Consider the following 23,696-nt stretch of genomic DNA (forward strand, 5'->3'; position numbering starts at 1 on the left):
CGGTGCCGAAATCTACGCCTACATGGCCAGGCTGGTCGCCGGCAACGGGCCCGGCCCGGCGACGACATACTCGGCACGCTGGTCAGTGAGCACGGCGACGAGCTCAGTGACGCCGAGCTCATCGGGATCGGTGTCCTGTTGCTCATCGCCGGCCACGAGACCACGGCAAACAGGTTCGGCCTGGGCACCTTGTTGCTGCTGCGCCACCCCGACCAGTTCGCCCTCGTCCGCGACGACCTCGACCCCGCTCACCGCTGGGTGGAGGAGACGCTGCGCTATCTGTCCACCGTCCACACCGGACCCCTCCGCCGCGCCACGGCGGACCTCACCATCAACGGCACAGCAATCAGCAAGGGCGAGCAGATAGCAGTGTCCCTGCCCGCGGCCAACCGCGACCCGCACCTCCTGGGCGAGCCCGACCGCTTTGACGTGACACGCCGACCCAGGGCGCACACCGCCTTCGGCCACGGCATTCATCAGTGCCTGGGCCAGCAACTGGCCCGTATGGAATTGTGAGTCGCCATCCCTGCGCTGCTTCGCCGCTTCCCCGGCCTGCGCCTGGCCATCCCGTTCGAGGAACTGCGCTACCGCGACATGGCCGCCGTTCACGGCGTGCTCACACTGCCGGTCACCTGGTAACTTCCCGCGGCCCAGCAGAAGCTGCCCAACCATATTGCCCCACATTCCCTCCGCCGTGGGCTACCTGCTTTCCGGCTGGGGCCTGCTGGGCCGTCGAGGGCGACTGGTGGGCGCTGGCCGCGTTGGGCGTACTGGTACCGCTGCTCCTGGGCGCGTGGGCGACGCTGCTCACCTGGCGTGCGGCGCGGTGTTCGGTCCCACCGCCACGGGCGAGACCGCATACGCCCAGCGGCTGCTGCACCTGCTGAAGCCGGACATGCTCCTACGGTGGGACAAACGATTCGACGGCAACTGCCGCGCCCCGTCCTGTTCCGCCTGGCCGGCGGCTCCGCTGTCGGTAATCGGCTCGGTCCCGGTGCGGATCGTCGACGCCCAGGTCACCGTGACCTGCACCGACGGCACCGTCCTCGGCGCCTCCTATCGGCTGGCCACCACGCTGACCAACGCCCGCCGCCACTCGGCCGGCGCCCTGGTCTCCCTGTATCACCAGCGCTGGAAACGCGAATCGGCTTACAACGCGCTGCGGCACACCATCCTGCACGGGCGCGTGCTGAGGCCGGGCGACGCCGTCGGCGTCGAGAGGAGATGTGGGCGCTGGTCACGCGAGGGACGCCGTGTCGCCGGTGAACCTGCAGGCTTGAGCCGGCGTCTAATGGATCATGAACCTACGGCGCCTGGAACGCTCGCCAGCTCTGCTGTCCGCTCTAGCAGCCCCGTTCGCTGTACGCCGCGGTAAACCAGATCGCATTCCAGATCGCCGCCCACCCGGCAGGGCTTTCCTGGTACGGAGAGCCCTGGACGGATGCGACGCTGCAACAACTGGATAGAGCTATCGCGCAGGCACGTGGGGTGACGTTCAGCTACACGCTTGTCCTCGCCATCGAGGCGGTCTTTCTCGCTGTGCTCGCCCAGCCGAGCCGTCGATCCACTGTCAGTAACATCCTGGCGTGCCAATGGGTCAGCGTGATGCATCTGCTGACTCTTGCCCTGGCCATAGTGGTCAGGCCGCCGCCGACTTCTATGAGCAAGGCTTCCTGCTGGCCGCCTCGCTGTTCTCCGAGCCACCGCTGTTTGATGCGCCCCCCAGCGCGCAGCGCTCCGAAGCCGCGGGGCGGGACCTCCATTCGCCGGGCGCGCACTCGGTGATTACCTTGCGGCGGAGCAGAAACGCGGCCACGCCAGCAAGAACATCGACCCCAGGGCCCGACCGACCTACTCCTCGGCGCCTGCGTCGAAGGCGCGTTTCTCGGCCAATTCGCCGACGAGACCCAGTAGAGGCTGAGGGCCCAGAAGTTCGCCAACTCCCTTGTCCGCACGCTGCTCAACGGTCTCACACCACACAGGTCCTGACGGAGCGGCAGGAATGCCATAACGGACGCAAGCGACCAGATGACGGTGGCCGAATCCTACTGCATGTTGGCCTTTGAGCCACTTGGCTGGGGTGTCGGCTGACCAACAGGATGGACGCATGGACGAGAGCACGAGAATGGTCGATGATGATCTGCTCGCTCTGCCGGACAGTGCCACGGCGCGCGAAGCGCTCGACTGGATCAGGCGGATCGAGCCGGAATGGTTGGTTAATCACAGCGTTCGCAGTTTCCTGTTCGCGCGGCTGCTCGCCCGGCACCGCCGAATGCGGCCGGGTAAAGATTATGATCCGGAGCTGTTGTTCCTGGCGTGCGTGCTGCACGATGTCGGGCTGACCGACGAGGGAAACGGCAGCCAACGGTTCGAAGTGGACGGTGCGGATCTGGCCGCGGACTTCGTGGCTGCTCGCGGCTTCGACGCCGAGGCGGTCGACACCGTCTGGAAGGCCATCGCCCTGCACACCTCGTTCGGGATCGTCGATCGGTGCGGCGCGGTGTGCGCATTGCTCCACGGTGGCACCGTCATCGACATCACCGCGAACGGCAGCGAGTGCATCTCCGATGCCGAGGCCCAGCTGATCCACGACGCATACCCGCGGCGGTCTGCGGTGCGTCAGCTATTGGGCGCGATCGGCGATCAGGTCGTCACCCGCCCGGAAAAGGGGCCAGTGATGACCCTTCCTGCGGAGCTCGCGCGGCTGCGTAGCGTCAACGAGCTCACCCGTTTCGAGGACCAGATGATCGCCGCGTCACGCTGGGGAAGTTGAAACCGGGCGCTCTACGTGGAGGCGAACGTTCTGCGATAGTCAGCGGGTGAGGTGCCGACCAGCCGACGGAAATGCATGCGCAGGTTGACCACCGTGCCGATACCGCAGCGGTTGGCGACCTGCTCGATGCTGGGTCCTCAGCCGGGAGATCGCCTCGGAGCTACCCTGGGCGCGGAACGCGGTCAGCGCGATGCGTATCGGCGACGTTTCCCTGCAGGTCCGCCAACAGATCCAAGCCCAGATCGCGCCGCAGATCTCCGACGCGTGCGGGCACACCTTCTGGATCGTGTTCTTTCTCACGGCCGCCCTGTTCGGGCCGGCGCTGGCGCTCCCCCGGCACGGCAGGCTCAGGCGAGCCGCCGGGTTGGTGGAGGCGACGCCGACCCGTTCCAGGTAGTCGGCCAGTGCCTGGCGGGCGTCGCGACCGAGAAAGACGTTGTCTCCCGATGTTCATCCTCTGCGGCTCATCGTGTGCGGCGCTTCCGAGACGACTGTGTTCTCGGAAGCGCTCGCATCGAGGACTTCCGAGAACACTGGCCCAACGGTAAGTAAACCGCGCCGGGTTTCATGGAGGCTGGTGTGCCCCGGGTTGAGTGGAGGCGGATTTCTGGATTCTTGTGCCACTTGATGAGAGGAAAGTGGCATGGGACGACGGGGCTACCCGCCGGAGTTCCGCGCAAGACGCTGGACCTGGTCGAGGCGGGTCGTAAGGTCACCGACCTGGCACCAGATGGCCATCTCCAGCGCGTCCAACGCCAGGTCGGTGCGCAGGTGATCGGCCAGTCGCCAGCCCATGATCCTGCGGGAGAGGGCGTCGAGGACGAACGCGGTGTAGACGAGCCCGGCCCAGGTGTGGACGTAGGCCAGATCCGCCACCCACAGCCGGTTCGGCGCGTTCGCGGTAAAGTCCCGCTCGACCAGGTCGGCCGGACGTGGGGACGCCGGTTCGGGCAGCGTGGTCCGGCGCTTGTGGTCACCGCGGACCGCGCCCGTCAGGCCCAGGCGCTTCATCAGCCGGACGATGGTGCAACGGGCTACCCGGATTCCTTGCCGGTTGCGTTCCTTCCAGATCTTGCGCACGCCGTATACCTCGAAGTTGTCGCTCCACACCCGGGCAATGTGGTCCATCAGTTACTGGTCGCGCAGAGCCCGCACCGAGGGCGGCGGGTCTTGGCCGCGTGATAGGTCGAGGGTGCAAACTCCAGCACCCGGCAGATCGGCTCGATGCATCACTGGCCGAGCCGGCGGGCGCAGGGGGACGGTCAGGCGCGGGCGCGCTTGAGCCGTTCGTGCAGGGGGCGCCGATCTCGCCGGGGGTGAAGTCCATCGCGTTCTCCCCGACGGTCACCTCGAAGCTGTACCGGGACGGGTCCGGTCCGGATCGCACCCGGCCGTACAGCTGAATGCCGTGTTCGGCGAGCATGTCCGCGCCGGCCCGCTCCAGCGAGAACAGAACCGGGTTGAGCAGGTATTGGCTGCGGTTGGTGTGGGAGTATTTGCCGGCTTGGGTGCGATTGCATCACGCAGTTGGCCGGTCATCTCTAGCAGCTAGCACGGCGTTCCTCGGCTGCGCGAGACGACCCTGCCGGAGCTTGTCAGGCAGCGAATCATCGGCGCCGGGGAGACCGACGCCGCCTACGGCTGCGTCTTCGACATCGCGCAGCGGGCATCCTGGCGACCCGAGTACGGCGGCCGCGCACTGCGCAACGCCTTCTTCGACCGCTGGCACGGCCGGGAGCCGAACTGGCCACCGACGAGTCCGCCCGCGCCGAACTGGAGGCCGCACGCCGCACCCTCGACTTTGACACGGCCTACCAGTACGCGGGCCAGGCCGTCGGATTGGTGTGCCGCCAGCGCACGGCCGCGGACGTGGTCCGCGACTTGGCGCCGCCACCGACCAGTTCCTGAGCCGCTTCGGCCGCCTATGGTCGCGTCCTGGCACGGCATCGTCCTTCGCGCTGCCGAATCGCTACGGCAGACCTCCTGATACGGCATGTCCGGGATCAAGCACGAACCAGGCGGTGCCGTTGGAGAACGACACGGGCACTGGCCTGGCGCCGGGGCTGGGTCAGGCGGTGTGGCGGGAGCGGGCCAGAGCGAGCCCACCGAGGACCATGGCGATCAGCCCGATCACCAGGTTCACGTAGCCCCCTACTATTCCGTAGCCGGTGCCGGGACCGCCCTCGGCGGCGGCCACAACCAGCCCGCCGATGACCGTGCAGGCCAGCCCCGCTATCAGGGCCACGATGGCCCCCCTCCTCCCACCGGTGCCGATACGACCGGCAGAGCGGGCCAGAGCCAGCCCGCCGATGACGACGCCGGGCAGCCCCAGCAGAGCGGCCACCACAGTCCAGAGACGCCCGGAGGTCAAGGTGTAAGCACCGACGGGCTGGACCAAAACGTGCGCGGCTGCCGGTGTGGCGAGCCCCACAATTCCGAGCAGGGTGGCTGCGGCGATGGCTAGCAAGTGACGGACGGACATGAGGATCCTTTCTTGCGAATGACGAGGGGTTGGCAGTGTGCAGCGCGGTGACTTGGCCTATGCCGGTCGAGGTGCCGGTGACGAGCGTGAGCGCCTGGGAGGGGTTTCACGGAATCGATCATCGCGCCGTCGAAGCGACCGCGGCCTCCGACAGCGGACGGCAGTCTCTACGCAGTTCTGCGTAGACGACTCGTGCCTCGGTACGTCCGTCGTCGTAGGCGGTCGCGCGTCTGGGGGAGTGTTCTCGCGCGGACCGTAGGATCGCGGCATGGATCACCGCGTGGTGTCGTTGCGCCTACCGGCGTCGGCGCAGGATGTGTTGCTCGCGCTCTTCATCACCGTGATGCAGGTTCAGGGCACGATAGTCCGCAATGTCGGCGAGGTGGTACAGCGACCCCTCACCGACCTCGGAAACCTGGGATACGTCCTGCTGGTCCTGAGTGGCGTGATCGTCGCCGTCCGCCACCGATGGCCGGTGCCGGTGTTTCCTCACCGCCGCGCTCGCCAGCCTGATCTACTACACCCTTGACTTCCCAGACGGGCCCGGATGGCTCGGGCTCTTCCTCGCCCTGTACACCCTCGCCGCCTACGGGGACGGGCGCCGGTCGCTGGTGATCGCCGGCGTGGGCATCACGGTGCTCGCCATCGGCTGGCTGGTCGCCGCGGCCGACATCGAGCCACGAGCCGCCCTCGACGCCCAAAACCCCGCCATCGGCCAACGGCTGCCCGCGCTCTCGGCCGCGCTGATCCAGCACACGACGGTTGGCCAGTACGACGACGGGGACGGGCTGCTGACCGGAGCCGCCGGGGTGGGCCTGGCCCTGGAAACCGTTCGACACATCACACCGCCACGTTCGGGATGGGACGCATGCCTTCTCATCGCTTGACCACCGCCCCGCCCGCACCAGCTCGCCGCCGGCGTCCTCAATGTCCTTGCAGGCGCAGACCTGGATACCGCTGCCGGCGACATCGGCGTAGACCCTGCCGATCTGGACGAAGCCGCCATGGTGTACCAGGCCGCCGGGCTGGTCGCGCTCGAACGGCGCGCCGGGGCCGAGTGGTACCAGCTACGCGTCGAGTTCCCCGACTGGGACACCGCGGAGAAGATCGGCGCCAACCAGCTCGGGCCGCGCCTGGATGAGCTCCAAGCGTGTGGAGCGATCGCCGGGTGGTGGTTTCCTGCGCAAGCATTCCTGCTGGCGGCTGCGCTTGCGCGACCCCGACGTCCCGGTGATAGACCAGGTGCTTGAGGAGCTGACCGCAGCCGGGGCTCTCGCCCGCTGGTGGCCGACCGTGTACGAGCCGGAAACCGTGGCGTTCGGCGGCCCGGCCGGCATACAGGCCGCTCACGACCTGTTCTGCGCCGGCAGCCGCGGCATTCTCGACTACGCCCGTCAAAACGTTCCCGGTCTCGGTCGCCGCGAACTGTCCGTCCTGCTGATCAATGCCCTGCTGCGAGCTGCTGACCTGGACGTGTTCGAGCGCGTGATGTCTTCGCCCGGGTGTCGCGGCTGCGTCCCGCACCCGTCGACGCCGACAGTCCTAGAGTCGAAAAGCTGACCCATCGACGTGCGCCACTGATCAAGACCCTGACCAGAGAGATCGCCGACCCTCCCGAGGGAGGGTCGGCGTCCGAAGATGCTTCCCTTGTTCTGAGTGCCCCGTGCAGTGTGCTGGTTCAGGACAGAGGAAACCCATGTCGCAAGACATAGGAAACTTCAGCAGGGTGTGTCTCGGGACATAGGCAACTGTCGCGATCATGAGCCTGGGCGGTGTGTCCAAGGCCAGAGTTGTCATCACCGCAGTTGTCGTCGAGGGCCGGTCCCAGGCAGAGGTCGCCCGCTCCTACGGGGTGTCCAAGGGCTGGGTGTCCAAGCTGGTGGCCCGCTACCGGGCCGAGGGGGAAGCGGCGTTCGAGCCCCGTTCACGGCGGCCGCGGACCTCGCCGAACGCGATCGACGCCGACACCGTCGAGCTGATCGTCCGGCTCCGCAAGGAACTCGCCGAGCAGGGCCTGGACGCCGGTCCGGACACGATCGCCTGGCACCTTGAGCACCATCATCAGCGCGCGGTGTCGCGGGCCACGATCAGTCGCTACCTGACCCGGCATGGCCTGGTGGCGCCCGAGCCGAAGAAACGGCCACGCTCGTCCTCCATCCGCTTTGAGGCGGCGCTGCCGAACGAGACCTGGCAGGCCGACTTCACCCACTACCGGCTGGCCGACGGCAGCGAGGCGGAGATCCTGTCCTGGCTGGACGACCACTCCCGCTACGCGCTGCTCGTCACCTGCCGGCGTCGCATCACCGGCCCGATCGTGCGCGAGGCCTTCCGCCAGGCCGTCGCCGCCCATGGGGTGCCCGCCTCCACGTTGACCGACAACGGCATGGTCTTCACCACCCGCCTGGCCGGCGGCCGCGGCGGCCGCAACGCCTTCGAGCACGAACTACGCCGCCTGCACGTGCGGCAGAAGAACTCCACCCCCAACCACCCCACCACCTGCGGGAAGGTCGAGCGCTTCCAGTGCGCCACGAGGCGCATGGTCGTATCCCCGGTTCAGCCGGGAGGAACTCGGAGGGAGGTTCCTGGGTCCGATGGCTTACCCAGCGCCGAAAGGCTTACGGGGACAGGAGCATGCCAGGAAACCGCAGGCCGGGTCCAGCGTCAGGGGCGGTGCTGTGGGGGACCCGCGTGACATGGCGAAAGCTGGATTGCCTGAATCCCAGTCTCCAGAAGATGGAAGTTCACATCCGCCGGAAAGACGACTGAAACCGGCGCCGGCCCTGCCGCCTGGGTGGAAAAAGGACGGTGCAACCTCCGGGGCGCTGGAGCGATGCCCAGTGAGGGCATTGAAGGAGACGAACGGGACGCCTACATCACGCTGTCACGTACGACCGTGACGAACGTGGGATCGCCTACCGGGCGCGAGCCCCACGGCGACGGAGGCCTCGTAGTAGTCGCCGGAGTCACGACCGGCCAAGGAGGACGGGAAAGCCGTCCGCAGGGCGAAGGGGGCCAGGTGATCGGGACACCAAGGGTCGGGAGGTATGCGCAATGCAGAGCGCCGAAACGGTGCTGGGTGTCCTGCGTGAGCGCGGCAGGCGCGGCCTGCCGTGCAACAAGTTGTATCGGCAGATGTTCAACCCGCAGTTGTATCTGCTGGCCTACGGCCGCATCTACGCCAACAAGGGCGCGATGACGCCGGGGGCCACGCAGGAGACCGTGGACGGCATGTCGATCGCCAAGATCGGGCGGATCATCACCGCGATGCGCCACGAGCGCTACCGGTTCGGCCCGGTCCGGCGGATGCACATCCCCAAGAAGAACGGCAAGACGCGTCCGCTGGGCATGCCCACCTGGTCGGACAAGCTCGTCGGCGAAGTCGTGCGCCTGCTCCTTGAGGCCTACTACGAGCCGACGTTCTCCGACCGGTCCCACGGGTTCCGGCCCGGACGAGGCTGCCACACCGCATTGCGGGAGGTGGCCAACACCTGGACCGGGACGACCTGGTTCATCGAGGGAGACATCTCCGACTGTTTTGGGAGCCTGGACCACGAGGTCATGCTCTCGATCCTGGCGGAGAAGATCTGCGACAACCGGTTCCTGCGGCTGCTGCGCCACATGCTGACAGCCGGATACTTGGAGGACTGGAGGTGGAACGCGACGCTCAGCGGGGTCCCGCAGGGCGGCATCGCATCCCCCATCCTGTCGAACATCTACCTGCACAAGCTGGACGTCTTCGTCGAGAAGACGCTGATCCCCGAGTTCACTCGGGGGCGGCTGCGGGCTCGCAACCCGCACTACCGGGCGGTCGAAGCGGCGATCGTCAGAGCCCGCCGCGCCGGAGACCGCGCCGAGGTGCGGAAACTCTACCGGCGGCTGCACAGCCTGCCCAGCCAAGATCCCCGTGATCCCGGCTATCGCAGGCTGCGCTATTGCCGATACGCCGACGACACCTTGCTCGGGTTCGCCGGACCCAAGGCCGAGGCCGAACAGATCAAGAACCGCCTGGCGGCGTTCCTGCGTGATGATCTCAAGTTGGAGCTGTCAGCGGATAAGACTCTGATCACCCATGCCCGCACTCAGCGGGCGAGCTTCCTCGGCTATGAGATCGCCGTTGCCAGCAGCGCGAGCCGGACGCGAAGGCCGTCTGCGAGTGACCGGCGCAATCGCCGTTCCCTCAACGGGACCGTCGTCCTGCGCGTTCCCGCTTCGGTGGTCAAGGCCAAGTCCGCCCCGTACTTGTCACGCGGCAAACCTGCGTGCCGGAACCCGATGATCAACGAGAGCGACTACAACATCATCGCCCGATTCGGGGCCGAGTACCGGGGCATCGTCCAGTACTACCTGCTCGCCAGTGACGTCTTCCGACTGCACCGGCTGCGCTGGGTCATGGAAACCTCCATGCTCCACACCCTGGCCCGCAAGCACCGCTCAACGGTGACCAAGATGGCGGCCCGCTTCAAGGCCAAGATCTCCACACCGCACGGGCTGCGCACGCGGTTCGAGGCCAAGGTCGAGCGCAAGGGCAGGAAACCACTGGTCGCCTGGTTCGGCGGCATCCCGCTCAAACGGCAAAAGAACGCGGTCCTTACCGACCGACAGCACACCGGACCCGTCTATCCCAACCGGCAGTTGGTCACCAGGCTGCTCAAGGGACGATGCGAGCTCTGCGAGCGAACGGACAGCATTCAGGTTCACCACATCCGCCGACTCGCCGATCTCGACAAATCCGGTGACCCGCAGCCCACATGGGTGGAAGTCATGGCCAAGATCCGCCGCAAAGCCCTCGTGGTCTGCGGCGATTGCCATGACCTCATCCACGGGCACCCTGCAACACCGCTCACGCAGTAGATCGCTGGAGAGCCGGGTACTCGGAAACGGGTCCGCCCGGTTCGGAGGGAGGCCGAACGGAAAAGGACCAGTTCACAACGCTGGCACCTCGCTGTTCGGCCGACCCTACGCAGACGATGAAGAACTGGCTGCGCGCCCAGCCCGACCAGCCGGCCACCCTCAGCGACCTCCAGGCGCTCGTGGACCGTTTCGTCGACGCCTACAACCACCACCGCCCGCACCGATCCCTGCCGCACCGCGCCACCCCGGCAGCCGTCTACCAGGCCCTGCCCAAGGCCCTGCCCACCGGCAGCCGTGAGGCCGATACCCACACCAGGGTGCGGCACGACCGCATCGATCCCTCCGGCGTGGTCACCCTGCGCGTGAACGGCCGGCTGCACCACATCGGCGTCGGACGAACCCACGCCCGAACCCACGTCATCCTGCTGGTGGACGACCTGCACGTCCGCGTCGTCAACGCCGTCATCGGAGAGCTTCTCCGCGAGCTGATCATCGACCCCACCCGCGACTACCAACCCCAGGCAAACCCCACAACGCCGAAACCCCCGAACCCGTAGGTTCGAGGGTTTCCGATGTCCTGAGACATCACAGAGTGCCCCGTGCAGGATTCGAACCTGCGCACCCGGCTCCGGAGGCCGGTGCTCTATCCCCTGAGCTAACGGGGCTCAACGAGTGATAAGGCTACCAGCATCTCAGTACCACTCTGCACCGGATAACGCTCCTTGAACACATCCCGTGAAAACCGCACGTGACGGGCCCACTACGGGTTAACTTTGCGCCCGTGGGCGACGTTCTTGGCAAAGTGCTGGTTGTGGACGATGACGAGGTCATCCGGCAGCTCATCGCGGTCAACCTGAACCTGGAGGGGTTCGAGGTCGAGACCGCCACCGATGGGCAGGATTGCCTTGATCGGGTGCGGGATGTGATGCCCGATGTCATCACGCTGGATGTGATGATGCCGTGCCTGGATGGCTGGACGACGGCGGAGAAGTTGCGCACGGAGGAGGACACCAGCCATATCAAGGTGGTGTTGATCACGGCGCGGGCTCAGGACGATGACAAGCGGCGGGCGCGGGGGATCGGGGTCGACGCCTATCTGACCAAGCCGTTCGATCCGGCGGAGTTGATCCAAGTGGTGCGCGATCTGGCGGCAGCGGCCCAGAGGTGATGAGGCGGGCGTCGGGTCCCAGGGGACGGGGCGGCGCAGGGGCGGTGCTTCTTCCGTACGCTGGCGGCAACACTCCCGTTCGAAGGGTTGAGTGAGACGTGCGTAGCTCAGTTTTCGGCAATCTCGACGGCCAGCCGCTGCCGGGCGGGTTCGCTCTGGAGAACCGCAAGATGCTCCGGGTGCAGTTGCCTCACGAGGTGCTCGCCAAGCAGGGCTCGATGGTCGCCTTCCAGGGCCAGATGGACTTCGAGTACGAGGGGGCCGGAGGGCTCGGCAAGCTGTTCAAGAAGGCCGTCACGGGTGAGGGCGCGTCGCTGATGCGGGTACGCGGCGAAGGGCTGCTCTATCTCGCGGACAACGCCGACGACATCCACCTCTTCTACCTGGAGAACGAGGGGCTGACGGTCAACGGGCGCAATCTGCTGGCGTTCCAGCCGCAGCTCAGCTGGGACATCCAGCGGGTGCAGGGGGCCGGCATCGCGGCAGGCGGGCTGTTCAACACGACGGTCACGGGGACCGGGTGGGTGGCGGTGACCACGCATGGCACGCCGGTGCTGCTCGACGTGGCGCGCATGCCGACGTTCGCCGACGGGCAGTCGGCGGTTTGCTGGAGCACGGGGCTGCAGGTCGGGGTCAATCGGACGATGAAGGCGGGGGCCTTGATCGGGCGGGGGAGCGGGGAGGCCATGCAGTTGGCCTTCAGGGGGCAGGGGTTCGTGTTGGTGCAGGCCAGTGAGGGTGCTCCCATTGTGACCACCTCCTAGGGCCGCTCCGCGGCGACCAGGCAGTGGACAGGTAATTAGCTAATTGCCATAATGCCTTTGTGCTGGACGTGGACCTGGTAAGGGCGCTGGCCAACGACAAGCGCATGCTGATCCTCGACTGGCTGCGCGACCCCGAGCGCCACTTCCCGCCGCAGCGCGACGGCGACCTCGTACGCGACGGCGTCTGCTCGCTCTTCATCGCCGAGAAACTCGGCGTGAGCCAGCCGACCTGCGGCGAGCATCTCAAGGTGCTCGCCAAGGCGGGCCTGATCCGCGGCAGGAAGATCAAGCAGTGGGTGTTCTACCAGCGCGACGAGGACCGGATCGCCGAGGCCAAGGAGCAACTGAGCAGTGATTGGTGACGAGCTGACCACCACCACCCCGTACGATCGGCTGATCGCCGACCTGGACGCCGCCGGGGCCCGCTACCGGCTGATCGACCACGCGCCGGAAGGGCAGACGGAGCTCGTCAGCGCGTTGCGGGGGCACGACGTGTCGCAGGCGGCCAAGTGCCTGATCGTGATGGTCAAGGTCGGCAAGAAGCAGACCCGCCACGTGCTGGCCGTCGTGCCCGGCGACGCCCGGCTCGACCTGCAGGCGGTCAAGGCGCTGCTGGACGGCACGTACGTCGCCTTCGCCGGCAAGGACAAGGCCGAGGAACTGGCCGGCAGCGTGAGCGGGACCGTGCTGCCGTTCAGCTACGACCCGCGGCTGGAGCTGGTCGCCGACCCGTCGCTGCTGGGCCGGCCCGAGCTGTATTTCAACGCGGCCAGGCTCGACCGCTCCATCGCTCTGGCGACCGAGGACTACGTGCGGCTGGCCGCGCCCCGCATCGCGCCCATCGCCGCCACGGGCGAAGCCCTCTGCCGTTAGGAGCAGGTCGGCGTGGGAGCGGTGTTGGCGCCGTTCCACGAGGCCAGGAAGCCGAACGTGGTCGTGGCGCCAGTCGCCAGGGAGCCGTTCCAGCTCACGTTGCGCACGGTCACGTCGGCGCCGCTCACGCTCAGCGTGCCGTTCCAGAGCTGGCTGATCTGCTGCCCGTTCGCGAACGTCCACCGCACCGTCCACGCGCTCATCGGCGCCGTGCCGGTGTTCTTGACGGTGACCTCGCCCTGGAAGCCGCCCTGCCACTGACCGGTGGTCTTGTAGGCGGCGGTGCATCCGCCGGAGGACGTGGGGGTGACGGTGGGGGACGGGGTGACGCCGGACAGGGCGTTCACCAGGGCCGGGTACCACTTGTCGGAGATCTTCTGGTCGCCCGCGGCGTTCGGGTGCACGCCGTCGTAGGTGTCCGTGCTCGTGCTGAACCCGGTCCACTGGTCCACCACCGTGATCGGCGACTGCTGGGTGGAGGTGGTGGCGGCCCAGCCGGGGATGGCGTTGTTCAGGTTCACGGCTCGCTGGGCGCATTCGGCGCAGGTGGACGGGTTCATCGGGATGATCTTGGCGACCAGGATTTTCATGGTGGGGTTGCTGGCCCGCATCTGGTTCACCAGCGTGGTGAACGCGCTGAGGATCGTCACGGTCGGGATGTTGCTCCACACGTCGTTGGTGCCGAAGTGCATCATGACGATGTCGGGCCGGGTCGCGGCGAGCCAGCCGGGGAGCTGGTTCTGGTTGGCCACGTTCGTGGCCAGGAAACCGCCGTGTCCCTCGTTGTCGCCGTCGTACGGGACCGAGCAACCTTGCGCGGGGAGGGTGCCGACGAAATCGATGTCGGTGTAGCCGGCGCTCTGGAGCCTGTTCCAGAGCGAGGCCCGCCAGCAGCCCGGGGAGCCGGTGATCGAGTCACCCAAGGGCATGATCCTGGTGGCCGCGGCGCTGGTGGCCGGCGTGGTCGTCAGGATCAGCACCGCTCCTGCCAATGCCGCTAAGGCCGCCACCAAGGCGCTGATCTTCCGCATCGTCAGCTCTCCCGTCGTCGCCTGGCGAGATCGTAAGAGCGCGATCGGGACGACAGGAAGGAAAGAGGGCCAGGTGGGGCCGGTGACCTGCGGGGACGTATGTAACTTTCAGCGGCGCACGACGGCGAGCGGACAGGGCGCGTGGTGGAGGAGGGCCTGGCTGATCGAGCCCATGATCATCCCAGCCAGCTGCCCGTGGCCGCGCGACCCGACCACCAGCAGGTCGGCGCCGTCCGCGGCCTCCTTCAGCACCTCGACGGGGTGCCCGTGGACGACCTCCGGCACGACGTCCACCTCCGGATGCCGCTCGCGCGAGCCGGCGATCAGGTCGCGCAGCTCCCGCAACGCGTCCTGCTCGCTCTCTCTGTCGGCCGGCCCGAAGCCGGTGGAATGCGGCCAGGCCCAGGCGTGGACGGCACGCAGCCGGACACACCGCATCGCGGCCTCGGCGAAGGCGAAGTCGAGCGCCCGCAGCCCGCTGGGCGAGCCGTCGACCCCGGCCACCACCTCCCCGCCCGGCGACCTGGGCAGCTCGTGGACGAGGACGACGTTGGTGCGGGCGTGCGTGGCCACGCCGTGTGCGACGGACCCGATCAGCAGCCCGCGTAGGCCGCCGATCCCGCGGCTGCCCACGACCAGCAGCTCGGCGTGCTCGGAGGCGTCGATCAGCGCGGCGCGGGGGTCGCCGGGCAGCAGCTCGGAGGTCACCTCGACCTCCGGGTGCTCGCGCCGGATCCCTTCCTCGGCCGCCCGGAGGACGGTGGTGGCGCCCTCGCGCATCCAGCGGGCGACCTCGGCGTAGGGGCCGCTGGTGTCCTCGCACACCCATTTCGCCACGGCGTGCGCGACGGTCAGCGGGGTGTGGCGCAGGGCGGCCTCGCCGGCGGCCCAGGCGGCGGCCTCCAGCCCGGTACGCGACCCGTCCACTCCCACGATGATCATGACAATGCGTAGCACTCCACTTCTGCCCGGCGGAACGGCAGACCCTTGTCCGTGGAGTCCTCGGTGCACTCGCGCTCGGCTCTGCTGAGCTTCAGCGTGCCGCACACGGAGATGCCGGAGTAGGTGCGGCAGTCGAGCGAGGGGTCGGCTTTGCCGACGCGGTACGTCTGCTTGACCTCCGCGCGGCACTCCGCTCGCGCCTTCCCCGTGTTGGCGTAGCGGCATTGGGCGAGCAGGGTCTTGTATTGCTCGTTGCTCACTTCGTGCTGTTCGAAGCCATCCCCGGCAGCGGTGGTCGCCCCGAACGCGGCCACCACCACGATTCCTGCGACAGCGGCGATCTTTTTCATGTTCCCCCTGATGGGACCGTACCGCTGAGGGGGATCGTCAAACCTCGCGGCGGCGCGCCAGCACGTTGAGCCAGGTGCGGTGGGTGGTGTTCAGCGCGTGCTCCAGGACCTCGAAACCGGCCGATTCGAGAGTCGCCAGCAGCGCGTCGGGGTCACGGTGCACGAACCACCGGGAGACCTCGGCGTCGTACGAGACCGGCTCCCACCCCTCGCCGGCGCCGGCGGAGGTGCTCAACCCCAGCACGCCGCCCGGCCGCAGCGCCGCCGACCAGGCCCGCAACGTCGGCTCCGTCTCCCCGGCGGGCACGTGCAGGAGCGCCGCCACCGACCACAGGCCCACCAGCGAGCCGGGGATCAACGGTGGCCGGCGCAGGTCGCTCAGCACGGCGGGCACGCCGCGGGCGGCCGCGAGCTTGGCCATCTCGATCGAGCGGTCGACTCCGACGACGGTCAACCCTTGCTCCAGGAACCACGCGGCGTCCCGCCCGGGCCCGCACCCCAGGTCGGCGACCCGGCCGCCGGTTGGCAAAGCGTCGGCGAACCGGCGCCGGAAGGCCATGAAGCTGTCGCCGACCTCGCGGCTGCGTTCGGCGAAAACGGGGGCGATGCGGTCGTAGCCGGCGGTGGTGCGGGTGACGGGATCTTCCACCCGCCTGATCTTCGCATGTTTCGGGCGAGCCCGAGGGTGGGTACGATCACCGCCGTCCAACGCGGGAGCCCGGTGCGGACCGGGCTGAGAGGACGGCTGACAGCCGCCGACCGCCAGAACCTGCTCCGGATAATGCCGGCGAAGGGAGTTTGCGCGATGAGTGGCGCGCGTTTTTCCAAGATCTACACCGGGGACCTCCGTGTGCCGATGCGTGAGGTGCGCCTGTCCGACGGCTCCGCGGTGACGCTGTACGACACGTCCGGCCCGTACACCGACCCCGCCGCCGAGATCGACCTCACGCGCGGACTGCCGCGCCTGCGGGAGCAGTGGGTACGCGACCGCCGCGCCGCCGGACACCCCGTCACCCAGGTCGGCTGCGCCAGGAAGGGGCTGATCACCAAGGAGATGGAGTTCGTGGCCATCAGGGAGGGCCTGGACGCGGAGTTCGTCCGCCAGGAGGTCGCGGCCGGCCGGGCCATCATCCCCGCCAACGTCAACCACCCCGAGTCCGAGCCGATGATCATCGGCCGCAACTTCCTCGTGAAGATCAACGCCAACATCGGCAACTCCGCCGTGACCTCCTCCATCGAGGAGGAGGTCGAGAAGATGACCTGGGCCACCCGGTGGGGCGCGGACACGATCATGGACCTGTCCACGGGCTCCGACATCCACGAGACCCGCGAGTGGATCCTCCGCAACTCGCCGGTCCCGGTCGGGACCGTGCCCATCTACCAGGCGCTGGAGAAGGTCAAGGGCCGCCCGGAGGCGCTGTCGTGGGAGGTCTACCGCGACACGCTCATCGAGCAGTGCGAGCAGGGCGTCGACTACGTGACCGTCCATGCGGGGGTGCGGCTCGCGCACGTGCCGCTCACCGCCGGCCGCAAGACCGGGATCGTCTCGCGCGGCGGCTCGATCATGGCCGCGTGGTGCCTGGCGCACCACCGCGAGAGCTTCCTGTACGAGCACTTCGCCGACATGTGCGAGATCCTCGCCCGCTACGATGTGTCGTTCTCGCTCGGCGACGGGCTGCGGCCGGGCTCGATCGCGGACGCCAACGACGAGGCCCAGTTCGCGGAGCTGCGCACGCTCGGCGAGCTGACGAAGATCGCCCGGGAGCACGACGTCCAGGTCATGATCGAGGGTCCGGGTCACGTGCCCATGCACAAGATCAAGGAGAACGTCGACCTGCAGCGCGAGCTCTGCGACGACGCCCCCTTCTACACCCTCGGGCCGCTGGTGACCGACATCGCGCCGGGATACGACCACATCACCTCGGGCATCGGCGCCGCCATGATCGGCTGGTACGGCACCGCCATGCTCTGTTACGTCACCCCCAAGGAGCACCTCGGCCTGCCGGACAAAGACGACGTCAAGACTGGCGTGATCACGTACAAGATCGCCGCCCACGCCGCCGACCTCGCCAAGGGCCACCCGCGGGCGCAGGAGTGGGACGACGCGCTGTCGGACGCGCGCTTCGAGTTCCGCTGGGAGGACCAGTTCGACCTGTCGCTCGACCCCGACACCGCGCGTGCCTTCCACGACGAGACCCTGCCGGCCGCGCCCGCCAAGACCGCGCATTTCTGCTCGATGTGCGGCCCGAAGTTCTGCTCCATGCGGATCAGCCATGAGCTGCGCGAAGCCGGCATGGCGGAGAAGGCCGCCGAGTTCCGCAGGCTCGGCGGCGACATCTACGTCGAGTGATCAGCCGGGGAGCGTCTCGCCGCCGACCGGGGCCAGGACCTCGCCCGTGTAGTACGACGACAGCCGCTCCGCGGCGAAGAACACGTACGACGGGGCGATCTCGTCCGGATCGGCGGCCCGCCCCATCGGCACCTGCTTGCCGAACTTCTCCACCTTCTCCTCCGGCATCGTGGCCGGGATCAGCGGTGTCCACACCGGGCCGGGCGCCACGGCGTTGATCCTGATGCCGCGCTCGGCCAGGCTCTGCGCCATGGAGTAGGTGAAGGCGTTGATCGCGCCCTTGGTGGCCGCGTAGTCGATGAGGGTCTTGTTGCCGCGCAGGCCGTTGATCGAGGAGGTGTTGATGATCGAACTGCCCTCCCGCAGATGGGGCAGCGCGGCCTTGGTGACCCGGTAGTAGCTGTGGATGTTGACCGCGAACGTGTGCTCCCACTGCTCGTCGGACAGCTCCTCCAGCGTGTTCACCGGCGCCTGGTAGGCCACGTTGTTGACGAGCACGTCCAGCCCGCCCAGCTCGGCCACCGCCTGCTCGACGACCGCGCCGCAGTGCGCGCGGTCGCCGAGGTCGCCGGGGATGAGCACGCAGCGCCGCCCGGCCTCCTCGACGAGCTTGCGGGTGTGGGCGGCGTCGTCGTGCTCGGTCAGGTACGCGATCGCGACGTCGGCCCCCTCCTTGGCGAAGGCCACCGCGACCGCCCGGCCGATCCCCGAGTCGCCTCCGGTGATCAGCGCCTTCTTGCCGGCCAGCAGGTCCCTGCCCTGGTAGTCGCGCATCTCGTCACGCGGCTCCGGGGTCATCTCTCCCGTCCGGCCGGGGTACGGCTGGGTCTGAGGTGGTGTCGTTTCCGGCATGCCCAGCGGTCTGCCCCGGCCCGGGGATGCCTAACGCCGCCCTTCCACAAGAGCCGGTCAGGGGACGCTCTCCCGCATCCGGCGCACGCGCAGGCTGAGGACGATCAGCATGATCCCGGCCAGGATGGCGTAGATGCCGATGATCAGCGCGATCGTCAGCGCCCCGGTCGCCGGCCAGGCCAGCACCAGCACGCCGAACAGCACCGACAGCGCCCCCACGACGATGTGCAGCCACTCACCCTGGATCTCCTTGCGCATCCTGATCGCCGTCATGATCTCCATGACGCCGGTCACGATCGCCCAGATCCCGATCAGCAGCGCGATGACCAGCACGGTGAGCCCCGGCCAGACCACGCACATGATCCCGAACAGCAGCCCGGCGACCGCCAGCAGGATCAGCGGCGCCCGCTGTCCCTTGGCGGCGCGGGTGGCGGCGACCGCGGCCAGCGCGCCGTCGACGATCGCGTACGCGCCGAACACGAGGGCCAGCACCACCAGCGTGATGCCCGGCCAGGCCACGGCCATGATGCCGAATATGAGAGCGAGCACGCCACGCAGGGCGAGCACCCACCAATGTCCCAGGTAGTCATCGATCACGACGCCGCTCCTTCCCCGGGAAAGGGCTCGTATTCGGTGACCGACCTGGGGCTCGAGGACCACCCATATGATGTGGCTCTCATGGTCCTGCTCGGTCCCCAGGACCCGGCCGACCAGGTCGATCACCGCGGCAGTGTGGGTGTCCTGGTGAGTGTCCACCCCACCGGCGACTTCTGCGATCAGCGCGTTTTCGGATGTAATGGAGGTCATCGTCGTCCTGTCGTCTTGACCGGGGGCAGGGCGGCACGCACCAGCCGGGCAACGCGGACAAGACAGTGATGGGGCCTCTGGCCAGGCTCCTATGAAGTCACAGGCGCCGCGTCCAGTGAGTGCACATGAGCGCTTCCCGCCAGGGTCGACAGATCCCGTTGAGGACCGCGAGGTCAGTCAGCCGATGGGTCAGACCCTGGCGGGAAGCGCTCATCTACATCATCACTGTCAGCCGAGGCTGAGCAGTCCTGCTTCGACGACCCGGCGGCCGAAGGGGCGGGCGAGCTCGGCGAGGCGTTCGCAGCCGTCCTCGCCCAGCGTCCCGTACGCCGCCATGGCCAGCGCGTCCGTACGGTCCTCAATGTGCCGGCGCAGCGCCTTCCCTTCTGGGGTGAGCGTGCCGTCTTCAAGGAGCCCTCGGGCCCGGAGGCCGGCTTCCGCGGCCGTCCAGGCCTCCTCCGGCCAGGCGCGGCTCGTCTTGAGGAAGGCGGCGGGGACGTCGCCGGTGGCGGCGTGCAGGACCAGGGCGTCGAGGCCGGTGACTCCTTCGGCGAGGAGGATGGCCACGTGGCCGTCCCCGCGGAACTCGCGCAGCAGGGTCTGGGCGTGCCAGAGCTGCTGAAGCGGGTCGTCGGGCCAGGGGAGGGCGGCGTGGGCGGCGAAGAGAGGGCGGCCTTGCGGGTGGTCGCGGGCCGCTTCGGCGGCACGGCGGGTCAAGGCGAGGGTTTCGGGGAAATGGGGGAGGTCGTGGATGCCGGCTCTCCGCAGGGCCTCGGTGGCGGCGTCCAGGCGGGCTCGGAGCACCTGCTCTGGGGTCACCACGTCCCAAGCGGCGGGGAGGGATCGGCGGACGAGGCCGGGGCAGAAGTTGTAGAACGTGGCGATGACCAGGTCGGCGGAGGCGCGGCCGAAGGCGGCGCTGCGTGAGGCGAAATATCCGGACATGCCGGTGAGGCCTAGCGCGGCGTAGCGGGTGGCGGCCTCGGGGACGAAATAGATCATGCCGTGCAGAGGCTCCAGGCGGCGCCAGGCGCGGCGGGCCGAGGCCGCGGCGGCCGCTGTGGTCGGCATGCGCTCACTGCCCGGTCAGGGAGTCGATGAAGCGGGACATCCCGGCGAGCCACCGGTCGGGGTCCTCGGCCTTGCGCCGGACGAACTCGGCCACCTCCGGATGCGGGAAGATGTGGAAGCGCTCGGCCGCCAACCCCTCGACCACCGCGGCCGCCACGTCGGCCGCGTCGAGGAGCGCCCCCGAGGCGCCCACCGCGCGGGCGGTCAGATGGCCCTCTTCCAGGCCGCGCTCCAGCATGGCCGTCCGCACGCCCTGCGGGCACAGCACGCTCACCTTGATGCCCCGCGAGGCGTAGTGCATGGCGACCCACTCGGCGAACGCGATCGCCGCCGCCTTCGTCACCGCGTACGGCGCGTCACCGGGGCAGCTGATCAGGCCGGCCGCCGAGCAGGTGTTCAGGAGGTAGCCGCCGCCTCGGGCGACCATGGACGGTACGGCGGCGCGGGCGGCGTACACGTGGGCCAGCACGTTGACCGCGTACAGGCTGCTCCACTCCTCGTCGGTGGCGTCCAGGCCGTGACCGGCGATGACGCCCGCGTTGGAGCAGAACAGGTCGACGGGGCCGAACGGGGTCTCCACCAGCGCGGCGACGTCCGCCTCCGACGTCACGTCGGCGCGTACGGCTTTCGCGCGGGCGCCGATCTCCTTCGCCACCGCGGCCGCACCGGCCTCGTCGAGGTCGGCGACCACGACCCCGGCCGCGCCCTCCGCGGCGAACCGGAGGGCCAGCGCCCGGCCGATCCCGCCTGCCGCGCCCGTGACGACGACGACTTTGTCCCGCACCTGCATGGCTGCTCCTCCTGGAACCGGCTTAACCGACCGGACGGTATCAGAGCAAGATTCTAATGCGGCATGACCTGATCAGATGAGAGGTTTCTCATCTGGGCTTCAGCGTGGTCTCCTCGAAAGGCGACAAGGTCGATGGCATGAAACATCGGGCAATGGTGGTGCTGCTCGTGCTGGGTGCGGCGGTGGTCGGGTTCATGTCGGTGGGGTGGGTCCGGGCCGCCGACAGCGGGCCCGAACTGGGCAGGCCGGTCGTGGTGACCCCTTCGCCGGACTCCCCGCCCACTCCGAGCCGGACGGATCCGCCGGTGAGCGGGAGCTCTGGGGAGAGCACGGCGAGCACGCCTGACAAGAGCACGCCCCAGAAGAGCACGGCCGACAAGCCCACGCCGCGCAAGAGCAAGGCGGAGCCGGTCAAGCCGCCGTCTCCCAGGCCGGGCGGCGACGGTGACGACGACGACGATGATGATGGCGGAGACGATGACGACGACTGATCGGGATGCCGTATGCGGGTGAGCGCCCGCGCCCGGATCGTCGGGTGGATGCTCGCCGTCGTCGGCCTCGCCCTGTCAGTTTCGATCTTCGCGACCTGGACCTTCCTCCTCGACCGGCTCGACGACCGGGTCAGCGGCGAGCTCAAGAACGAGGCGGACAAGCTACGCAAGTGGGCGCCGACCAGCGGGGCACGGGACGTCGAGAGCCTGCTCATCGACTACCTCGCGATCAACGCGCCGGACCGGTGGGAGACGTTCTTCAGCATTGTCGAGGGCCAACCCCACAGGGCCACCGCGGTCCCGCCGCTCGTGCCACTCGACACCGACGAAGCCCTGGTCGCGCGGATGGCCACGGCCACCGAGAACGTCAGCGGCGAGGTCGAGACCGCCGTGGGCACGGTCAAGTACGCAGTGATCCCCGTCAGGGTGACCGGCGATCCCCGCCCGGCTCACTTCGTCGTGGCGATCTTCTACGACAAGCAGCGCGAGGAGATCGTGGACGCGGTGCGGGTGCTCGGGCTGTCCGCGCTGGCCGCGATGGCGCTGGCGGGCGGGGCCGGGTGGTTCGTGGCCGGGCGGGTGCTGGCCCCGGTCCGGCTGGTCAGCCAGACGGCCGAGCAGATCAGCGACTCCTCCGACCTCACCCGCCGCCTGGACGTGCCGGGCGACGACGACGTGGCCGCGCTCGCCGCCACGTTCAACCACATGCTCGACCGGCTGGAGCGGGCCTTCCTCGTGCAGCGGCACTTCCTGGACGACGCCGGGCACGAGCTCCGTACGCCGATCACCGTCATCCGCGGCCACCTGGAGCTCATGAGCGACGACCCGGCGGACCGCGCCGAGACCCTCGCCCTGGTCACCGACGAGCTCGACCGCATGAACCGCATCGTCGACGACCTCCTCACGCTCGCCAAGGCCGAGCAGCCGGGCTTCCTGTCCGTGGAAGAGGCCGAGCTGGCCGACCTCACGGTCAGCGTGGTCGCCAAGGCCCGGGCGCTCGGCGAGCGCACGTGGCGGGTGGACGAGGTGGCCGAGGCCCGCGTGCCGGCCGACCGGCAGCGGCTCACGCAGGCGCTCATGCAACTGGTGGCCAACGCCGTACGACATACGCAGGACGGCGACCTGATCGCCGTGGGGTCCGCCGTCCGGGACGGGCGGGTCGAGCTGTGGGTACGCGACAGCGGCCCCGGCGTGGCGCCCGCCGACCGGGAGCGGATCTTCGGGCGTTTCATGCGCGGCGTGGGCCGCACCGGCGCCCACGACGGGGCGGGTCTGGGCCTGGCCATCGTCAGATCCATCGCCGAGGCCCATGGGGGCCGGGTACACGTGACCGAGGCCCCCGGAGGCGGGGCCTGCTTTGTCATTTCCATCCCGCTGTGGGAGGTGCGGTGAACCGAATTCTGATCGCCGAGGACGAGGCCAGGATCGCCTCCTTCGTGGAGAAGGGGCTGCGGGCGAACGGCTTCGTCACCGCTGTGGTGGGGGACGGGGTCGCGGCATACGACCTCGCGTGCGCGGGCGGGTTCGACCTGCTCATCCTGGACATCGGGCTGCCGTTGAGCGACGGGTTCACCGTGCTGCGACGGCTGCGCGAGGCCAAGGTCACCATCCCGGTGATCATTCTGACCGCCCGGGACAGCGTGAGCGACACCGTGGCGGGGCTGGAGGGCGGCGCGGACGACTACATCGCCAAGCCCTTCGCCTTCGAGGAACTGCTGGCCCGCGTACGGCTGCGGCTGAGGGCGGAGCGTACGCCCGAGGTGACCGTGCTCCGGGTGTCGGATTTGTCGCTGGATCTGCGGACCAGGCGGGCGTATGTGGGGGATCGGGCGGTGGACCTGTCCACCCGGGAGTTCGCGCTGGCGGAGATCTTCTGCCGGCACCCTGACCAGGTGCTGACCCGCGAGCAGCTGCTCAGCCACGTGTGGGGGTTCGACTTCGACCCCGGGTCGAACGTCGTGGACGTGTACGTCCGCTATCTGCGCCGCAAGATCGGCGCTGATCGGATCGAGACGGTCCGCGGCACCGGATATCGGATGAGAGCCGCCTAATCATCGCCTCATAGTCGCTTCACCGCGCGTCTCCAGACTGTTCATCAACA

29 protein-coding genes, 1 tRNA gene and 1 riboswitch are annotated in these 23,696 nt (G+C 68.6%); of the genes, 18 read left to right on the top strand and 12 right to left on the bottom strand.

The window, feature by feature from the left end; genetic code table 11:
• Positions 1–18 precede the first annotated feature (18 nt).
• Entirely contained in the window at positions 19–156 is a 138-nt protein-coding gene (locus tag ID574_RS61645; RefSeq protein WP_262496027.1) for a hypothetical protein, read from the bottom strand.
• Here ID574_RS61645 and ID574_RS59860 point away from each other — a divergent pair.
• The 4 genes from ID574_RS59860 to ID574_RS20085 all read left to right on the top strand — a co-directional run bounded on the left by ID574_RS59860 (position 139) and on the right by ID574_RS20085 (position 3,170).
• Positions 139–516 carry a cytochrome P450 gene (locus ID574_RS59860; RefSeq protein WP_262496028.1) on the top strand — a complete coding sequence of 126 codons (378 nt, stop codon included), beginning with the start codon at positions 139–141 and terminating at the stop codon, positions 514–516. The genes ID574_RS61645 and ID574_RS59860 overlap by 18 nt on opposite strands.
• 277 nt (positions 517–793) lie before the next feature.
• Positions 794–1,375: a hypothetical protein gene (locus ID574_RS20075; RefSeq protein WP_188190468.1), complete on the top strand. Its 582-nt coding sequence runs from the start codon at positions 794–796 to the stop codon at positions 1,373–1,375.
• A 732-nt stretch (positions 1,376–2,107) separates the two neighbouring features.
• Complete coding sequence (locus ID574_RS20080; RefSeq protein ID WP_188190469.1) at positions 2,108–2,773, top strand: HD domain-containing protein; 666 nt, start codon at positions 2,108–2,110, stop codon at positions 2,771–2,773.
• Between the two features lie 190 nt (positions 2,774–2,963).
• Entirely contained in the window at positions 2,964–3,170 is a 207-nt protein-coding gene (locus tag ID574_RS20085; RefSeq protein WP_188190470.1) for a hypothetical protein, read from the top strand.
• 260 nt (positions 3,171–3,430) lie between these two features.
• On the opposite strand, the gene ID574_RS20090 is transcribed toward ID574_RS20085, so the two are convergent.
• Together ID574_RS20090 and ID574_RS20095 are read right to left on the bottom strand one after the other, a co-directional pair.
• A complete protein-coding gene (locus ID574_RS20090) occupies positions 3,431–3,901 on the bottom strand; it encodes an IS3 family transposase (RefSeq protein WP_188190471.1) in 471 nt (156 codons plus the stop codon).
• Between the two features lie 940 nt (positions 3,902–4,841).
• On the bottom strand, positions 4,842–5,255 hold the full coding sequence (locus ID574_RS20095; RefSeq protein ID WP_188190472.1) for a DUF6223 family protein: 414 nt from the start codon (positions 5,253–5,255) through the stop codon (positions 4,842–4,844).
• Between the two features lie 268 nt (positions 5,256–5,523).
• Here ID574_RS20095 and ID574_RS59865 point away from each other — a divergent pair, with 268 nt between their 5' ends.
• The 6 genes from ID574_RS59865 to ID574_RS20120 all read left to right on the top strand — a co-directional run bounded on the left by ID574_RS59865 (position 5,524) and on the right by ID574_RS20120 (position 10,663).
• Entirely contained in the window at positions 5,524–5,784 is a 261-nt protein-coding gene (locus ID574_RS59865; protein ID WP_223166890.1) for a hypothetical protein, read from the top strand.
• A 94-nt stretch (positions 5,785–5,878) separates the two neighbouring features.
• The gene (locus ID574_RS59870) at positions 5,879–6,142 is read left to right on the top strand and encodes a hypothetical protein (RefSeq protein ID WP_223166891.1); all 264 of its coding nucleotides are present in this window, start codon (positions 5,879–5,881) and stop codon (positions 6,140–6,142) included.
• 250 nt (positions 6,143–6,392) lie between these two features.
• A complete protein-coding gene (locus tag ID574_RS59875; RefSeq protein ID WP_223166892.1) occupies positions 6,393–6,815 on the top strand; it encodes a thiopeptide-type bacteriocin biosynthesis protein in 423 nt (140 codons plus the stop codon).
• Positions 6,816–7,014: 199 nt separating this feature from the next.
• Entirely contained in the window at positions 7,015–7,947 is a 933-nt protein-coding gene (locus ID574_RS20110; protein WP_223166893.1) for a DDE-type integrase/transposase/recombinase, read from the top strand.
• Between the two features lie 359 nt (positions 7,948–8,306).
• On the top strand, positions 8,307–10,106 hold the full coding sequence (locus ID574_RS20115) for a reverse transcriptase/maturase family protein (RefSeq protein ID WP_188190473.1): 1,800 nt from the start codon (positions 8,307–8,309) through the stop codon (positions 10,104–10,106).
• A gap of 116 nt (positions 10,107–10,222) precedes the next feature.
• Positions 10,223–10,663, top strand: a complete 441-nt coding sequence (locus tag ID574_RS20120; protein ID WP_223166894.1) for an integrase core domain-containing protein — start codon at positions 10,223–10,225, stop codon at positions 10,661–10,663.
• A gap of 36 nt (positions 10,664–10,699) precedes the next feature.
• Here ID574_RS20120 and ID574_RS20125 read toward each other — a convergent pair.
• Positions 10,700–10,771 (bottom strand) — tRNA-Arg (locus tag ID574_RS20125).
• A 116-nt stretch (positions 10,772–10,887) separates the two neighbouring features.
• On the opposite strand from ID574_RS20125, the gene ID574_RS20130 reads away from it, so the two are divergent.
• From ID574_RS20130 to ID574_RS20145, 4 genes are all read left to right on the top strand, one after another.
• A complete protein-coding gene (locus ID574_RS20130; RefSeq protein WP_223166895.1) occupies positions 10,888–11,274 on the top strand; it encodes a response regulator in 387 nt (128 codons plus the stop codon).
• 98 nt (positions 11,275–11,372) lie between these two features.
• Complete coding sequence (locus ID574_RS20135; RefSeq protein ID WP_188190474.1) at positions 11,373–12,038, top strand: AIM24 family protein; 666 nt, start codon at positions 11,373–11,375, stop codon at positions 12,036–12,038.
• 59 nt (positions 12,039–12,097) lie between these two features.
• Complete coding sequence (locus ID574_RS20140; protein ID WP_188190475.1) at positions 12,098–12,400, top strand: ArsR/SmtB family transcription factor; 303 nt, start codon at positions 12,098–12,100, stop codon at positions 12,398–12,400.
• Positions 12,390–12,911 (top strand): YbaK/EbsC family protein, encoded by a 522-nt coding sequence (locus ID574_RS20145; RefSeq protein ID WP_223166896.1) that lies wholly within the window; start codon positions 12,390–12,392, stop codon positions 12,909–12,911. Before ID574_RS20140 ends, ID574_RS20145 begins: the two co-directional genes overlap by 11 nt.
• On the opposite strand, the gene ID574_RS20150 is transcribed toward ID574_RS20145, so the two are convergent.
• The 4 genes from ID574_RS20150 to ID574_RS20165 form a co-directional block, all read right to left on the bottom strand.
• The gene (locus ID574_RS20150; RefSeq protein WP_188190476.1) at positions 12,908–13,942 is read right to left on the bottom strand and encodes a cellulose binding domain-containing protein; all 1,035 of its coding nucleotides are present in this window, start codon (positions 13,940–13,942) and stop codon (positions 12,908–12,910) included. The two genes, ID574_RS20145 and ID574_RS20150, sit on opposite strands and share 4 nt — an antisense overlap.
• 108 nt (positions 13,943–14,050) lie before the next feature.
• Positions 14,051–14,884 (bottom strand): universal stress protein, encoded by an 834-nt coding sequence (locus ID574_RS20155; RefSeq protein WP_188190477.1) that lies wholly within the window; start codon positions 14,882–14,884, stop codon positions 14,051–14,053.
• On the bottom strand, positions 14,881–15,234 hold the full coding sequence (locus ID574_RS20160; protein WP_223166897.1) for a hypothetical protein: 354 nt from the start codon (positions 15,232–15,234) through the stop codon (positions 14,881–14,883). Before ID574_RS20160 ends, ID574_RS20155 begins: the two co-directional genes overlap by 4 nt.
• Positions 15,235–15,271: 37 nt before the next feature.
• On the bottom strand, positions 15,272–15,883 hold the full coding sequence (locus ID574_RS20165; RefSeq protein ID WP_188190478.1) for a class I SAM-dependent methyltransferase: 612 nt from the start codon (positions 15,881–15,883) through the stop codon (positions 15,272–15,274).
• A gap of 51 nt (positions 15,884–15,934) precedes the next feature.
• Positions 15,935–16,047, top strand: a riboswitch (TPP riboswitch).
• On the opposite strand from ID574_RS20165, the gene thiC reads away from it, so the two are divergent.
• Positions 16,040–17,584 (top strand): phosphomethylpyrimidine synthase ThiC, encoded by a 1,545-nt coding sequence (thiC, locus tag ID574_RS20170; protein ID WP_223166898.1) that lies wholly within the window; start codon positions 16,040–16,042, stop codon positions 17,582–17,584. It overlaps the preceding riboswitch by 8 nt.
• On the opposite strand, the gene ID574_RS20175 is transcribed toward thiC, so the two are convergent.
• From ID574_RS20175 to ID574_RS20190, 4 genes are all read right to left on the bottom strand, one after another.
• Positions 17,585–18,436, bottom strand: coding sequence for an SDR family oxidoreductase (locus ID574_RS20175; RefSeq protein ID WP_188190480.1), 852 nt, complete (start codon positions 18,434–18,436; stop codon positions 17,585–17,587). It lies immediately after the preceding gene.
• 57 nt (positions 18,437–18,493) lie between these two features.
• Positions 18,494–19,033, bottom strand: coding sequence for an HdeD family acid-resistance protein (locus ID574_RS20180; RefSeq protein WP_188190481.1), 540 nt, complete (start codon positions 19,031–19,033; stop codon positions 18,494–18,496).
• A 438-nt stretch (positions 19,034–19,471) separates the two neighbouring features.
• A complete protein-coding gene (locus ID574_RS20185; RefSeq protein WP_188190482.1) occupies positions 19,472–20,314 on the bottom strand; it encodes an SCO6745 family protein in 843 nt (280 codons plus the stop codon).
• 4 nt (positions 20,315–20,318) lie between these two features.
• A complete protein-coding gene (locus tag ID574_RS20190) occupies positions 20,319–21,104 on the bottom strand; it encodes an SDR family oxidoreductase (protein WP_188190483.1) in 786 nt (261 codons plus the stop codon).
• A gap of 137 nt (positions 21,105–21,241) precedes the next feature.
• On the opposite strand from ID574_RS20190, the gene ID574_RS20195 reads away from it, so the two are divergent.
• The 3 genes from ID574_RS20195 to ID574_RS20205 are packed head-to-tail and all read left to right on the top strand — an operon-like array spanning position 21,242 to position 23,646.
• Positions 21,242–21,595, top strand: coding sequence for a hypothetical protein (locus ID574_RS20195; RefSeq protein WP_188190484.1), 354 nt, complete (start codon positions 21,242–21,244; stop codon positions 21,593–21,595).
• Between the two features lie 18 nt (positions 21,596–21,613).
• Entirely contained in the window at positions 21,614–22,987 is a 1,374-nt protein-coding gene (locus ID574_RS20200; protein ID WP_188190485.1) for a sensor histidine kinase, read from the top strand.
• Positions 22,984–23,646 carry a response regulator transcription factor gene (locus ID574_RS20205; protein WP_188190486.1) on the top strand — a complete coding sequence of 221 codons (663 nt, stop codon included), beginning with the start codon at positions 22,984–22,986 and terminating at the stop codon, positions 23,644–23,646. Before ID574_RS20200 ends, ID574_RS20205 begins: the two co-directional genes overlap by 4 nt.
• Positions 23,647–23,696 lie beyond the last annotated feature (50 nt).

The sequence above is a fragment of the Nonomuraea sp. SYSU D8015 genome (genome assembly GCF_008065375.1).
Taxonomy (GTDB): domain Bacteria; phylum Actinomycetota; class Actinomycetes; order Streptosporangiales; family Streptosporangiaceae; genus Nonomuraea.

Bases quoted from the DNA above. Each gene is read 5' to 3' on its own strand.
- ID574_RS20095 (WP_188190472.1), bottom strand. From the start codon at position 5,255: ATGTCCGTCCGTCACTTGCTAGCCATCGCCGCAGCCACCCTGCTCGGA.
- ID574_RS20160 (WP_223166897.1), bottom strand. From the start codon at position 15,234: ATGAAAAAGATCGCCGCTGTCGCAGGAATCGTGGTGGTGGCCGCGTTC.
- ID574_RS20080 (WP_188190469.1), top strand. From the start codon at position 2,108: ATGGACGAGAGCACGAGAATGGTCGATGATGATCTGCTCGCTCTGCCG.
- ID574_RS20115 (WP_188190473.1), top strand. From the start codon at position 8,307: ATGCAGAGCGCCGAAACGGTGCTGGGTGTCCTGCGTGAGCGCGGCAGG.
- ID574_RS20090 (WP_188190471.1), bottom strand. From the start codon at position 3,901: ATGGACCACATTGCCCGGGTGTGGAGCGACAACTTCGAGGTATACGGC.
- ID574_RS20195 (WP_188190484.1), top strand. From the start codon at position 21,242: ATGAAACATCGGGCAATGGTGGTGCTGCTCGTGCTGGGTGCGGCGGTG.
- ID574_RS20190 (WP_188190483.1), bottom strand. From the start codon at position 21,104: ATGCAGGTGCGGGACAAAGTCGTCGTCGTCACGGGCGCGGCAGGCGGG.
- ID574_RS20185 (WP_188190482.1), bottom strand. From the start codon at position 20,314: ATGCCGACCACAGCGGCCGCCGCGGCCTCGGCCCGCCGCGCCTGGCGC.
- ID574_RS20150 (WP_188190476.1), bottom strand. From the start codon at position 13,942: ATGCGGAAGATCAGCGCCTTGGTGGCGGCCTTAGCGGCATTGGCAGGA.
- thiC (WP_223166898.1), top strand. From the start codon at position 16,040: ATGAGTGGCGCGCGTTTTTCCAAGATCTACACCGGGGACCTCCGTGTG.
- ID574_RS20110 (WP_223166893.1), top strand. From the start codon at position 7,015: ATGAGCCTGGGCGGTGTGTCCAAGGCCAGAGTTGTCATCACCGCAGTT.
- ID574_RS20175 (WP_188190480.1), bottom strand. From the start codon at position 18,436: ATGCCGGAAACGACACCACCTCAGACCCAGCCGTACCCCGGCCGGACG.
- ID574_RS59865 (WP_223166890.1), top strand. From the start codon at position 5,524: ATGGATCACCGCGTGGTGTCGTTGCGCCTACCGGCGTCGGCGCAGGAT.
- ID574_RS59875 (WP_223166892.1), top strand. From the start codon at position 6,393: ATGAGCTCCAAGCGTGTGGAGCGATCGCCGGGTGGTGGTTTCCTGCGC.
- ID574_RS20155 (WP_188190477.1), bottom strand. From the start codon at position 14,884: ATGATCATCGTGGGAGTGGACGGGTCGCGTACCGGGCTGGAGGCCGCC.
- ID574_RS20120 (WP_223166894.1), top strand. From the start codon at position 10,223: ATGAAGAACTGGCTGCGCGCCCAGCCCGACCAGCCGGCCACCCTCAGC.
- ID574_RS20085 (WP_188190470.1), top strand. From the start codon at position 2,964: ATGCGTATCGGCGACGTTTCCCTGCAGGTCCGCCAACAGATCCAAGCC.